Source organism: Chromohalobacter sp. 48-RD10, from assembly GCF_029889785.1.
Lineage (GTDB): Bacteria > Pseudomonadota > Gammaproteobacteria > Pseudomonadales > Halomonadaceae > Chromohalobacter.
Genome location: NZ_JARANX010000021.1, coordinates 1 through 12,539 on the forward strand (window position 1 = coordinate 1; position 12,539 = coordinate 12,539).

A 12,539-nucleotide genomic window follows, 5' to 3' on the forward strand; every position below is an offset into this window, starting at 1 on the left:
TCATCACCGGATCAGGCAGAAACTAAAAGGCCTGAGCCCCGTGCAATACAGGGCTCAGGCCATAGCCACCGGTTAAGGGAACCAACCGTCCAACAATCGGGGGTCAGTTCACCTCTCGGTGCGGGCGTTTTCGATGCCCGGCACGCACGCTTGAAACCTGGTATCCCGCCCCCAGTCAATGATCACTGACAGCGGTCCCAGCGCCGCGCACTTTTCGACTCGGGAGCCACCTCATGCCCTCCAGCATTGCCCTTATCACCGGCGCCGGCCGAGGCCTCGGTCGCAGCATGGCATTGCACCTCGCCGCCAACGGTGTCGGCATCATCGGCACCTACTGCAGTCATCGCGACGAAGCGCTGGCGGTCGCACGTGAGATCGAGGCGGCCAGTGGCACGGCAGCGATGCTCGAACTCGACGTCGGCGATAGTACCGCCTTCGCCGAATTCAAGGACAACGTAACGGACACGCTTGAAAACATCTTCGGTGGTACGGAGCTGGACGCCGTGGTCCACAACGCCGGTGCAGGCATTCTCGCCCCCTACGAGGAGACCGCCGAGGATGATCTCGACGCCCTGTATCGCACCCACTTCAAGGGGCCGTTCCTGCTCAGCCAGGCCCTGCTGCCGATGATCGCTCGGGGCGGACGCATCCTGAACGTCTCCACCGCAGCGACACGCTTCGTGCTGGACAACCACTGCGCCTATTCGGCCATGAAGAGCGCACTGGAGGTGACCACACGCTACATGGCCAAGGAACTCGGCGAGCGTCGGATCACGGTCAACGCCATCGCCCCCGGCGCCGTGGAAACCGACTTCGCCGGCGGCGCGGTCCGCGACGATCCGGAACTGAACGCCCATTTCCGCTCGATCACACCACTGGGGCGCACGGCCAAGCCAGATGACATCGGCGCCGCCGTCGCGAGCCTACTATCAAGCGATTTCGCCTGGCTCAACGGTGAACGCATCGAACTCACCGGTGGGCAATCGCTTTAATAACGTTCTTGAAAGACCCACTAAAGAAAGCTGAGCCACCAGCCCGCTTGACACGCGCCTGTACCCACGCGCTTGGCGTCACCACGCAGTTGCCCCCTCTCGCCCACGTAGACCGACGTGGGCATTCTCGACACTGACAACAATCCCCGCTACCTACGACTCTGGTCGCATTTGGACCAAAGGTGAATGGGGTCGTCACGACGACTCTTCTAGACTGATCAACAGATTTGGATCAATCCAAAAACGAGGCATATCAGTCATGGCCAGATTTCCCGAGACCTCGTCGTCCTCACGCGAGAGAGCGCGCCAAAGCGTCACTCTGCAGGACATCGCCGCGCATGCCGGTGTGTCGCGGTCGACGGTCTCGCTGGTGCTGCGTGACAGTCCCTTGGTGGCGGACGCCACGCGCACACGGGTGCAAGCCTCCATCAAGGCCCTCGGTTACGTCTACAACCGTGGCGCGGCGGCGCTGCGCGCCAGCCGCACCTTCACCCTCGGCGTGGTGGTCTACGACATCGCCAACCCGTTCTTCGGCGCCATGGTGGCGGGCATTGACTCAGTCCTGCACCGCGAGAACTATGTCTCGTTCCTGGCCAACAGCGAAGACTCTCCCGAGCGTCAGCAACGCTTTCTGGAGCGCATGCGGGAGCAGCGTGTCGACGGTTTGCTGCTATGCCCCGCCGAAGGCACCGATCCCGCGCTTCTCACCCAACTCGCGGACTGGAACATGCCTTGCGTTCAGGTGTTGCGCCATATCGGCACACCCCCGTTCGACTACGCCAGTACCGATTTCGAGCTCGGGGTCCGCCAGGCCGTGGATCATCTCGTCACGCTCGGCCATCGGCGTATCGTGTTTCTCGGCGGCGACGCTAGACACTCCGCCACGCAGGCTCGTCACCGGGGCTACCACGAGGCCATGCGTGCCCACAGCCTCGATGATGTGCACCGCGTGATACGCGGCGCGGTCACGCGGCGTGCCGGCTTCGACGCCGTGCAGCACCTGATGCAAGAAAGCCCGCGCCCCACGGCCGTGATCTGTCACAACGACCTGATGGCTCTAGGGGTCATGCTGGGGCTTCAACGGCTGGGCCTGGTTCCCGGCGAAGACTGTGCGGTGGTCGGTACCGACGATATTGAAGAAGCCGCCCTGAGCATGCCCGCACTAACCAGCGTCGCAACCCATCCTTACGCCATCGGCGAGGAGGCGGCGCGACTCGCCATGCGGCGCATTGCCAATCCTGACGGCGCGCGCGAGCAGGTGGTTCTTACACCACGCCTGCAAGTACGCCACTCATGCGCACCAATTCCCACTCCCGAGAAAACATCGTACCGACGATATCCACACGCCACTCTCGACGCCTGATCCGCCCAAAGCGGACATAACAATGAATGAGGTGACATCATGACTCAGCACTGGATCGATCCAAACGCATCCCGCCGCCCCTTCGCCAAGCGCGCGCTCGGCGCTGTCGCGCTGACGCTCGGCATGACACTGGCCGGTGGCGCCCAGGCCGTGGACCTGCGCTTCGGCCATGGCGGCACCGAGGACACCGCCTATCAGCTCGGGGCCGAACGCTTCAAGGAACTGGTCGAGGACAAGACCGACGGCGATGTCTCCGTCACCATCCTCGGCAACTCCGTGCTCGGCCACGAAACCGAGATGTTCGAACAGCAGATGGCCGGCGCGCTGGACATGTCGATCATCAACCCCGGGTTGATCACGGATTTCTCGCAGACCGCCAACGTGTTCTCGATTCCGTTCATGTATCGCGACGAAGCCCACTGGCGCCACGTGCTCGATGGTGAGGTCGGCCGCGACATCGCGGACCGCATCGAAGACGACACCGGCGTCAAGGTGCTGGCCTTCTTCGGTGGCGGCAAGCGCCAGATCGTCAGCACACGGCCATTGGAAAGCCTCGACGATCTTAAAGGCATGAAGCTTCGCACCAACCCCACCGAACCATTGATCGCAGCCTGGAAAGCCTTGGGCACCGAGCCCACCGTCATGGCCTGGAAGGAGATCTATACCGGGCTACAACTTGGTGCCATCGACGGTCTGCTCAACGAAGCCGAGTGGATAGAACGCATGCGCTTTCATGAAGTGGCACCGCATATCGGGCTCTCCGAGCATGACATCACCGTGCGCTTGCTGACGCTCTCGCAAATGACCTGGGAGCGCCTCGACGATAGCCAGCGCGACGCGGTCATGGCCGCCGCCAAGGAATCTGCAAGCTACGCTCGCAAGGTACAGCTCAAGCAGGACGCCGAAGCGCTCGAGACGCTCAAGGAAGAAGGCGCCACGCTATACCCCATGGATCGTGAGCGCATGAAAGAGATCGTCGCCGAGCCGCTGCAAAAGGTGATCGATGACATGGGCCTCACCGAACTTCATGACCGGATCGTCAACGTCGAATAATCCCCCGGCCGGGATGAACGCCCCATCCCGGCCCCTGTCGCCGAGGGTTTCGCCATGCCCACCCTGCTCACCGGACTCACCCGGCTCAACCGAGCGCTCGAGCGCCTGCTGGGCGTTATCTTGCTGTTGCTGTTGGCGGCCTTCATCGTGTTCATCGTCTATCAGATCGTCAGCCGCAACCTCCCCATGCTGCCGCGCCTATACTGGACCGAGGAGTTCAGCCGCTTCGCCTTTCAGTGGATGATCATGCTGGGCACCGCCATCGGCGTACTGCATGCCGACCACTTCGTCCTCGAAGCCTTTCCTCGCGGCTCCCGGCTCGACCGCGCGACGCGCCTTATCCGTGACCTGGCCTGCCTCGCGGTCGGCGTCGTATTCGTCTATTACGGCAAGGACTTCGCGCTCTCCGGGCTTCGCCGCAGCGCCACGGCCTCCAAGCTGCCGATGATCGCGGTTTACGTCACGTTCAGCGTGTGCGGCGTCCTGATCATCCTGTTCGCCGCACAACGGCTCCTACATGCGGCCCTGCATGGACAGCCGGCCATGGAGCAGGCGCTGGATACGCCCTCCGAACTCGACGAGGCCCTGGCCGATACCGCCGAGACGCCCCCCGATTCGCTCAGCGCCCCCGAGCATCGCGCCGGCGGCAAGGAGTCTTCACGATGATGCCGACGGACTGGATGTTCCTGCTGCCCTGGCTGTTGTTCGCCGTGCTGGGGGTCTTGATCGTCGCCGGCGTGCCGATCGCCATGTCGCTGGTGCTCACCTCTTTCGCCGTGATCATGCTCGATCCGCGCTTGACGCCCTGGATCATGTTCCAGCGCATGTACAACGGCATGGACTCGTTCGTTCTGCTCGCCGTGCCCCTGTTTTTGCTCGCCGGCAACCTCATGAACGCCGCGCGCATCACCGATCGGCTGATCACGCTGTGTCTGCATCTGGTGGGGCATTTCAAGGGCGCCCTGGCCCACGTCAACGTCATGGTCAGCATGCTGTTCGCCGGCGTATCCGGCTCCTCGACGGCGGATAGTGCCGGCGTGGGAACGGTGCTGATTCCGGCCATGAAACGGGAAGGCTATCCCGCGCATTTCGCAGTGGCGGTCACGGCCGCGTCGTCGGTCATGGGCATCGTCATCCCACCGTCGATCAACATGATCGTGTGGGGCGCGTTGACCAATACTTCGATCGCCGGCTTGTTCCTGGGTGGGATCCTGCCCGGGGTAATGATCGGGCTCGCACAGTTACTGCTCAATCTGGGATACGTGCGTCGCTACCAGGTGCCTGTGCGAAGTCGGGCGACACTTACCCAACTCATGCATTCAGGCAAGGACGGCCTGCTCGCGGCGGGCATACCTGTGTTAATCATCGGCGGCATCACGCTAGGGATAGTCACCCCCACTGAAGCGGCAGTGATGGCGGTGCTTTATGCCCTGGTGCTGGGTTTTCTGGTCTACCGCGAGTTGACGCTCAAGAACGTCATGGAGGCTTCGACTTCAACTGTCCGCTTGTGCTCGCTGTCCCTATTCAGCCTGGTCGGTGCGGCGATATTCGGCTATCTGATCAGCTTCTATCAGATTCCGCCGTCGCTGATGAAAGGGGTCAACATCACCGACCCGACCACGCTGCTCATTGTCATGGCCAGCGTCATGTTGCTGATCGGCACCTTCATGGACTCTCTGCCCGCGATGGCGATCCTCGCGCCGATCTTCCAGCCGCTGGCCATGCAGGCGGGCGTGCACCCGGTCCAATTCGGCGTCATCAGCGTCATGGCCCTGGGACTCGGCCTGATCACCCCACCGTATGGCTTATGCCTAATGATCTCAGCCAAGATCGGCGGCATCCCACTGCTCAAGGCGCTTGGCACAACACTGCTTTATCTCGCGGTCATGATCGCTGTTATTGCGCTTCTAATCGTGTATCCGGAACTGATATTGATGATCCCTAAAGCGCTAGTCCCGGATTTCGTATAACAACGCAATCGCTTTGAACGTCGCCCCGGCCTTGCCATCAGGGCCGGGGGCAACTAAAGTTCTATAGAGCGTTTAAAAAACGCCGTTCGCAAACTCGGTATGCTTTCTCAATACTGGGCGTCGCCTGCCCATATTTGGGACAATGAACGGTTTCATCCACTAAGCCCTCGAGGCTCCACCATGTCTCATCCGCTGTGCCTGTTGTTCGACTGCGATGGCACCCTTGTCGATAGCGAACCCCTTCTCGCCAATGTCATGGCCGATGTCCTGACCCGTGCCGGACTACCCTTCGCCGCGCCCCAATACATGGAAGAGTTTCGAGGCGTCAGATTCGCCAACATCGTCGCTGAGCTGGAGCGCCGTTTCGGCGCCTTGGACGACGCCGCCCGAGAGGCCGCCGAGGCGGAGATGCGCTATACCATGCAGACGCGCATGAGCACCGAGTTGCAACCAATTCCGGGGATCCGCGAGGCGCTCGACAGGCTCACCGAGCATCCACGTTGCGTCGCCTCCAATGGCCCCGAACACAAGATTCGCCGCGCCCTCGACAGCACCGGCCTGCGCGCCTACTTCGGCGATCGCCTCTATAGCGGCTACACCATCGAGCGCTGGAAACCCGACCCCGAGCTGTTCCTGCATGCCGCGCGCGAGATGCGGGCTGCGCCCGAACGCTGCGTGGTCATCGACGATGCCGATGTAGGCGTCGCGGCCGGCCTGGCAGCGGGAATGCGCACGATCCACATCAACCGCTTCCCTGAACGCGAAACCACGCCCGAGGGCGCCATCGCCTTGCATGACATGCGCGATCTCCCCAGTGCCGTGGCACAACTGGAACAGTTGGAAGCCGTGCTTCACTAAGCCCGTCGGATGGCGTCAACCGATATCGTGCCCCACGCCATGGCGCGTTATCATGGATGTCCGCGACACATCGATTCAGGAGGCGCGCATGGCATCGCTGCAGGACCAGTTACGTGGACGGGTATACTCCACCGAACACGGCGAAGTTTGTCCCGAGTGCCGGAAACCGCTCGTCGAATGTCGCTGTGCCGAAACGGCAGAGGAAGAACGCCTGGCAAGCCTCGACGGGACAGTCCGCCTGCGCCGAGAGACCAAGGGGCGCAAAGGCAAAGGCGTGACTCTGGTAGAAGGCGTGCCACTCAAGGCCGACGCGCTCAAGCCTCTGGCCAAGGCGCTCAAGCAGCGCTGTGGCACTGGCGGCGCCATCCAGGATAGCATCATCGAGATTCAAGGCGATCAGCGCGAAACGCTCAAGGCAGAACTGGAAGCGCGCGGCTATCGTGTCAAATTGGCGGGCGGTTGAACGCTCCGTCGGCTGCTTTCCCTTTTCCTGTGCGAGGAGGCTCTCATGTCCTTGCCTAACGTGCCGCGTAGCCTGCATGCCGTATTTACCGGTTTGTTGCTGCTTGGCCTCGCGGGCTGTGCCAGTGGCCCTGATTTCAACACGCTCGATGCTCGGGTCGTCTTCGATCAACCGCCCAAGCTATCCAACAATGCCTCTCTCGATGTCACGCTGAAGGATAGCGACGATGCCACCGTGGCAGAAAGCCGCTATACACGCGTCGACACCCCCGCGCCCGAGGTCACGTTGCAATATGACCAGGGCGCCATCAAGGCGGCGCATACGTACTTTTTGCAGGCCGAGGTTCGCGATCAAGGGCGCCTGACGCATCTCAACCGTGAGCGCGTCGAAGTCTTCAACGGCGAGACCGGCAGCATACCGACCGTGACGCTGGAGCCCGCTTCACCTTAGTGTGTGGAGCGGAAACGAGCGGAGCGGACGCGCCGCGATATTCGACTCGGCTACGTCCTAGCCGCCGGGGCCTGGGATACGACCTCGCCGGCAGGGGGCGTGGCCATGGTTCGCAGCGCGGCATCCAGCGTCTCGCCCGCCGACGCTTCGACCTTGAGGCTGAACAGCGCGTCGGCGCGCGTGCGCCCCATGTTGATGCAGGCCATCGGCTTGCCCAGCTCGGCCGCTCGCCGCGCGAAGCGATAGCCCGAATAGACCATCAGCGACGAACCTACGACTAGCATCGCATCGGCGCGTTCAAGCGCCGCGAATGCCGCGTCCACACGGGAGCGTGGCACGCTGTCGCCGAAGAACACCACATCGGGTTTGAAGATACCGTCACCGCAACGTGCGCATGAAGGCAACGAAAAATCGCCGAAGTCGTCATGCGCCAAGTCGGCATCGCCATCCGGCCCGACACTCGCCTCCTGGCCCGTCCAATGGGGGTTGATACGCGCCAGGGCGGCGTGCACAGCATGGCGCATCTGGGTCGCCCCGCAGTGCATGCAGCGCACCACGTCGGCCTGACCATGCAGGTCGATTACACGCCGCGATCCGGCGCGCTGGTGGAGTCCATCGACATTCTGCGTGACCAACTGCTCGATGCGTCCGCCACGCTCCAGCGTGGCAAGCGCACGATGCGCGCGTCCAGGCCGCGCCTCCGAAAGCGCCTGAAACCCCACCAGGCTACGCGCCCAGTAGCGTCGACGTGCGATGTCACTGTGCATGAACGTCTGATGCGTCATCGGCGGCGCGCGTTTCCAAGCACCCTGCTGATCGCGATAGTCGGGAATGCCGCTATCGGTACTCATTCCGGCGCCGGTGAGCACGAACAACCGCGAATGACGGGAAAGAAAGGTCGCCAATAATGACGCTGAGGAATCGGACATCGTGATCTCCCGGGCAAAGCCGATGCGCCATGATACAACTGGCGTCCCGCATCGCGACAAGCGCTCATCGCTCGTCGGCATCGCCGATCCCCGGCAAGCTAGCTAGAATGGGCGTTCATGTAACACGTTCTCGACCAGGATGACCGTGATGGCTTGGCTGGAATACGTACTGCCGATCATTTTTCTCGCCCCGCTCGGCGCCACCGCGCTCGTGGTGCTGGCACTGCGCCATCTGGAAGACGGGGCGCTGGTATCGCCCTATGACGGGCGGACACTGCGCGAGTCCGCACAGTCGCTACGCGACCGCCTCGACCGTGCCTATGCCGCACTCTTCCTGGATGGCGCGCTGGGGCCCATCATCACCCTGGCGCCGCTGGTCTACGGCATGGGACGCATGTTGTTCGCCAGCCATCACAGTTGGCTGGAATGGGCGCTTTACGGGCTTTTGACCACCTTGCTGGCATTGGTGCTGTGCTTTCGCTTGATTCGTGACGTGCAGCGCATTCGTCGCCTCAAGCTGGGCCTGGCCTGCGAGCTGGCCGTGGGTCAGGAGCTGGAGCGCCTGATCCGCCCGGAAGCGCACCCCTACTTCGTGTTCCACGATGTGCCCACCGACAGCGACGCCATCGACCATGTCGTAGTGACCCCGCATGGCATATTCGTGGTCGAGGTAAGCGCCCGTACTCCACCATTGGATATCATGGGCGAGGCCCGTACCCAGGTGGTAGTGGCCGGGCAACGCCTACGCTTTCCCGGCTGGCGCGAACGTCAATCCCTGGCGCACACACGGATGGCCGCGAGCTGGTGCCGCCAATGGCTGGCTCGTCACTCCCTGGGCGATATCGCCGTACAAGGCGTGCTGGTCCTGCCCGGCTGGGAGATAGAGATCGAGCAAGCCCCCAACGGATTGATGGTCGTCAACGGCGAAGGGCTTGCCGCCCTACTCGACGGCACCCCGCTCAAGCCCATGAGCGACGACACACACCAGCGCGTGGTGCAGGCACTCGATCAGCGGATGAAGCGTGGCGAATCTCGCGGCACCCCCTCTCGCGATACTACCTGAACAGCTCAGGCCGAGGCGTCGCTTTGGCGCGCTCCGGCCAACTGTCCCAGTTCCCATAGCACTGCACTCTTGAGCACGGGCAAGAATCACCGCACGCGGCGATACCTCGCGCAGCGTCACTCGCCAATGCTGTCGTGCCATCATGCGTTCCCAGAACCATCATCGCGTCACCGCGACCGCCGAGAACGGAGACGCCGCAGCCAAGCGCAGTGACGCAGTCGGCACATCATCCTCGTGCACCTGCGAGAGCGACTGCGCCCACAGCATGAAGCTAGCCGCTTCGAAGCCCCATCCTGGCGCGCCGATCAGCGCCACGAGCAGGATGTACACCACCGAGACGACGCTATCCAGCCAGGTAAACTCGCTCACGCGCCCATCCCCATGTGCCCCAATTAACCGTCTAAATAACAGGCTTCCGGGAAGCGTTACCGGAAAGTCCGCTTCGCGGCGTTTGCCAGTCAAACGCTTCTTTTTTTGTAACTTTTCAACACCATTAGCCAAACATCGAACGAACTAACTGGCCGGTTAGAGCTAAAAACGCCGAAAAAACGCCATTTCCTTGATAAGTCAGCGCTTGGGCTCATGACTAAGTTTAGAGATTAAACTTTAGTGGCGTTTATACCATAGTCAAAATGAAAACTTACTACATAATGCTAATAATGTCGTAAATGACGCAGGCATCATTCAGCCATCGCGCCTAGAACATAACGGCGCTTCGAGACCAACAACGTTTCGAGAACAACAAGGGGACCTCATGCCGATACCTTCGACACACCACTGCGCACCCGCTTCGCGTGGGCCAGAACACGCCCACCTCGTTCACTCACCGTTCAGGAGGTCTCGATACTCCCGCGCAACGACCTCGGCGTCGAGCCTCTAGGCTCGCTGAGCGACGCGCACGAACCACCGCATTTCACAAACAACTAGACGATCCAACGTCACCATGACCAATAACATTACAAGGGAAATCTCATGAGAGACTCACGCCAGTTCACACGCAGACCACTGCTCGCGGCCCTGATCGGCGCTTCCTGCGTCATGCCGGCCCTGGCCCATGCCGACATCAACCCCAATTTCTTCGGCTACGCGCGTTCGGGGATCGGTTCCACCGCCGGCGGCGGCAGCCAGACCTGCTTCAAGGCGGCAGGGGCGCCGGCCAAGTACCGCCTGGGTAACGAGTGCGAAACCTATGCCGAGCTGGGCCTGGGCGCCAACCTTTTCGATCAGTAAGGCACGAGTTTCGACTTCGCCAGCCGCGTCGCCTACGTCACCTCGCAGGCCAACGACGACGAATCGCTCAAGGACGACGGCAACAACATCGCCCTGCGCGAGATGTACGTCACCGGCACCAACGCCGTCAGCGGTCTGCCCGAGGGCTCTACGCTGTGGGCCGGTAAGCGCTTCTACAAGCGCCACGACATCCATATGAACGACTACTACTACTGGGATCTTTCCGGCCCGGGCGTGGGTATCTCAGATATCGATATGGGGATCGGCAACCTGAGCCTCGCCTGGGTGAGAAGCTCTGGCTCGGATAGCGACAACCTACCTGATGATAACCAGCGGCTCTCCGACGACACTATCGATGTGCGCTTGACGGACATTCCCACCAATCCCGGCGGCTCGCTGCAACTAGGCGTCGACTACGGCCGCGCCTCCACACCGGACTGGAAGAAGGACTATTACGACGACGAGACAGATGTCGACTACGACGAGGGTGACAAGGGCTGGATGGGCACCATCGAGCATACCCAGTCGAACTGGTTCGGTGGCTCCAACACCGTGGCACTGCAGTACGCCACCGACGGCATCATCACCAGTGACGGCAACGCCGTCGGCCGGAGCTCGGGCAGTCTCGAGCAGGAAGGCGACATGTGGCGCGTGCTCGACTGGGGCCAGGTCTGGCTGGTGCCGGACAAGCTCGACATGCTCTACACCGCTATCTACGAAGACAAGAATATGGATGACGACTCAGGCCGCAAGTGGTTCTCGGCCGGCGTGCGTCCGGTGTATTACTGGAACGACATCATGAGCACTGCCGTAGAGCTCGGTTACGATCATATCGAGCCGCAAAGCGACGTCGGCTATGACGACGGCGATCATCACGTCACCAAGCTGACCCTCGCTCAGCAGTGGTCGGCCGGGCGCGGCGCCATGGTGCGTCCCACCATTCGCTTGTTCGCCACCTATGCCAAGTGGAACGGCGATGCTTACCAGCAACAACGAAATGATGAGGATGATTATCACAAGGCACACGCATTGGACGCTGGCGCCGGCCCCAACAATGTCGACTTCAACGACACCGACGGCCTGACCTTCGGTGCCCAGATGGAGGTCTGGTGGGGCAGTTGATCGCTCGGCGGTCACAACAGCGACCGTCGACACGCTAGTTAGCTGTATCGATCCTTGAGGCTCCGTCGCATCGGCGACGGGGCCGTTTTTCGCATTCGGGAGTTCATCGTATGCCACAACGCCATCTGGCCATCCTGCTTTCAGGACTGGCCCTCACCAGCCTGGCCGGCTGTGCCTCGCTGGTTCCCCACGACGACACATCCGTGGCGCCGGCGGAGCAAAGTCAGCAAGCGCTCGAGCGCGCCACGGACTGCTGCAGTACGCTTGCCGCCTTGCCTTATCAGTCATTGGCGGTCGGCGAGTCACAGTCATTGACGCTCGACACACAGGCCCCGATGCACCGTTTCGCGGATGGGGCCAGCTACTTCCAAGCGTTCGAGTTGCCACGCACGCGCGAGCCGCTGACGTTCAAGCTCACCAGCACCATCGCCAATGATCAGGTTTTCGCCCCCACGGTGCTGGTTCTCGATGAGGATTTTCAGCCCACGCAGCGCGTCGCCAGCGATAAATTCGACTACCTCAGCCCCAACGGTTTCGCCGGTGCGCGTCTGGGCGCTACCTTCGACATTACCCCCGGCCCCGATGCCGCCTACCTAGTGGTCTACAGCAACGACGCCGCACGCCAGGGCACGACGCAGTATGAAAGCGCGGAAAAAGTCTATGCCCGCGTGCGCGGTCTCGCGCTTCCCCCCGGGCCCGACCCCATCGCCGAGCACACCGCCACCGGCAACGTCACCCTGGAGAACGAATCCCGCAAGACCAGCGGCAGCCTGCTGACGCCGATTCTCGGCACGCGCTCGCACGCCGACAGTGCGACAGAGACCCATACCGCCACTGCGCGCGACGAACAGGCATCCCCGTCAAGCGGCGATAGCGACAATGCCTCCGCACCCGACTTCGATTATCGGCGGATGATCAACGCCGCCCTCAAGGCCGACGACATCGAGCTGGCCATGCAACTGGCCGAACGCGCCGAGCGCGAAGGCAACAGCGGTACTCGCGCCTGGCTAGCCGAGCGCCTGCGCAGCGTCTCGCCGTAAGCCCGC

General features: G+C 62.1%; 12 protein-coding genes and 1 pseudogene. 11 read left to right on the forward strand and 2 right to left on the reverse strand.

The features are described from left to right. Nucleotides 1–233 precede the first annotated feature (233 nt). The 8 genes from OP496_RS14580 (at nt 234) to OP496_RS14615 (ending at nt 7,149) form a co-directional block, all read left to right on the forward strand. On the forward strand, nt 234–992 hold the full coding sequence (locus OP496_RS14580; RefSeq protein WP_280564433.1) for an SDR family oxidoreductase: 759 nt from the start codon (nt 234–236) through the stop codon (nt 990–992). 259 nt (nt 993–1,251) lie between these two features. Further along, on the forward strand, nt 1,252–2,355 hold the full coding sequence (locus OP496_RS14585) for a LacI family DNA-binding transcriptional regulator (protein WP_280564434.1): 1,104 nt from the start codon (nt 1,252–1,254) through the stop codon (nt 2,353–2,355). 39 nt (nt 2,356–2,394) lie between these two features. Then, nucleotides 2,395–3,408, forward strand: a complete 1,014-nt coding sequence (locus tag OP496_RS14590; RefSeq protein WP_280564435.1) for a TRAP transporter substrate-binding protein — start codon at nt 2,395–2,397, stop codon at nt 3,406–3,408. Nucleotides 3,409–3,462: 54 nt separating this feature from the next. Beyond that, a complete protein-coding gene (locus OP496_RS14595; RefSeq protein ID WP_280564436.1) occupies nt 3,463–4,074 on the forward strand; it encodes a TRAP transporter small permease in 612 nt (203 codons plus the stop codon). Continuing rightward, on the forward strand, nt 4,071–5,378 hold the full coding sequence (locus OP496_RS14600; RefSeq protein ID WP_280564437.1) for a TRAP transporter large permease: 1,308 nt from the start codon (nt 4,071–4,073) through the stop codon (nt 5,376–5,378). Before OP496_RS14595 ends, OP496_RS14600 begins: the two co-directional genes overlap by 4 nt. A 180-nt stretch (nt 5,379–5,558) precedes the next feature. After that, entirely contained in the window at nt 5,559–6,236 is a 678-nt protein-coding gene (locus OP496_RS14605; RefSeq protein ID WP_280564438.1) for an HAD family hydrolase, read from the forward strand. 88 nt (nt 6,237–6,324) lie between these two features. Beyond that, the gene (locus OP496_RS14610; protein ID WP_280564439.1) at nt 6,325–6,699 is read left to right on the forward strand and encodes a translation initiation factor Sui1; all 375 of its coding nucleotides are present in this window, start codon (nt 6,325–6,327) and stop codon (nt 6,697–6,699) included. Nucleotides 6,700–6,744: 45 nt separating this feature from the next. Further along, a complete protein-coding gene (locus OP496_RS14615) occupies nt 6,745–7,149 on the forward strand; it encodes a YbaY family lipoprotein (protein WP_280564440.1) in 405 nt (134 codons plus the stop codon). A gap of 50 nt (nt 7,150–7,199) precedes the next feature. Here the strand turns inward: OP496_RS14615 and OP496_RS14620 are convergent, their stop codons facing one another. Beyond that, nucleotides 7,200–8,078: an NAD-dependent protein deacetylase gene (locus OP496_RS14620; RefSeq protein WP_280564441.1), complete on the reverse strand. Its 879-nt coding sequence runs from the start codon at nt 8,076–8,078 to the stop codon at nt 7,200–7,202. Nucleotides 8,079–8,226: 148 nt separating this feature from the next. On the opposite strand from OP496_RS14620, the gene OP496_RS14625 reads away from it, so the two are divergent. After that, nucleotides 8,227–9,141, forward strand: a complete 915-nt coding sequence (locus tag OP496_RS14625) for a nuclease-related domain-containing protein (protein WP_280564442.1) — start codon at nt 8,227–8,229, stop codon at nt 9,139–9,141. A gap of 159 nt (nt 9,142–9,300) precedes the next feature. Here the strand turns inward: OP496_RS14625 and OP496_RS14630 are convergent, their stop codons facing one another. Further along, on the reverse strand, nt 9,301–9,510 hold the full coding sequence (locus OP496_RS14630; protein ID WP_280564443.1) for a hypothetical protein: 210 nt from the start codon (nt 9,508–9,510) through the stop codon (nt 9,301–9,303). A gap of 669 nt (nt 9,511–10,179) precedes the next feature. Here OP496_RS14630 and OP496_RS14635 point away from each other — a divergent pair. Together OP496_RS14635 and OP496_RS14640 are read left to right on the forward strand one after the other, a co-directional pair. Beyond that, nucleotides 10,180–11,493, forward strand: a pseudogene (locus OP496_RS14635) (maltoporin). Between the two features lie 110 nt (nt 11,494–11,603). Beyond that, nucleotides 11,604–12,533 (forward strand): MalM family protein, encoded by a 930-nt coding sequence (locus tag OP496_RS14640; RefSeq protein ID WP_280564444.1) that lies wholly within the window; start codon nt 11,604–11,606, stop codon nt 12,531–12,533. Nucleotides 12,534–12,539 lie beyond the last annotated feature (6 nt).

What these genes read in the sequence shown, in the direction of transcription:
- OP496_RS14580 (WP_280564433.1), top strand. Translation starts at nt 234, where the DNA reads ATGCCCTCCAGCATTGCCCTTATCACCGGCGCCGGCCGAGGCCTCGGT.
- OP496_RS14585 (WP_280564434.1), top strand. Translation starts at nt 1,252, where the DNA reads ATGGCCAGATTTCCCGAGACCTCGTCGTCCTCACGCGAGAGAGCGCGC.
- OP496_RS14590 (WP_280564435.1), top strand. Translation starts at nt 2,395, where the DNA reads ATGACTCAGCACTGGATCGATCCAAACGCATCCCGCCGCCCCTTCGCC.
- OP496_RS14595 (WP_280564436.1), top strand. Translation starts at nt 3,463, where the DNA reads ATGCCCACCCTGCTCACCGGACTCACCCGGCTCAACCGAGCGCTCGAG.
- OP496_RS14600 (WP_280564437.1), top strand. Translation starts at nt 4,071, where the DNA reads ATGATGCCGACGGACTGGATGTTCCTGCTGCCCTGGCTGTTGTTCGCC.
- OP496_RS14605 (WP_280564438.1), top strand. Translation starts at nt 5,559, where the DNA reads ATGTCTCATCCGCTGTGCCTGTTGTTCGACTGCGATGGCACCCTTGTC.
- OP496_RS14610 (WP_280564439.1), top strand. Translation starts at nt 6,325, where the DNA reads ATGGCATCGCTGCAGGACCAGTTACGTGGACGGGTATACTCCACCGAA.
- OP496_RS14615 (WP_280564440.1), top strand. Translation starts at nt 6,745, where the DNA reads ATGTCCTTGCCTAACGTGCCGCGTAGCCTGCATGCCGTATTTACCGGT.
- OP496_RS14620 (WP_280564441.1), bottom strand. Translation starts at nt 8,078, where the DNA reads ATGTCCGATTCCTCAGCGTCATTATTGGCGACCTTTCTTTCCCGTCAT.
- OP496_RS14625 (WP_280564442.1), top strand. Translation starts at nt 8,227, where the DNA reads ATGGCTTGGCTGGAATACGTACTGCCGATCATTTTTCTCGCCCCGCTC.
- OP496_RS14640 (WP_280564444.1), top strand. Translation starts at nt 11,604, where the DNA reads ATGCCACAACGCCATCTGGCCATCCTGCTTTCAGGACTGGCCCTCACC.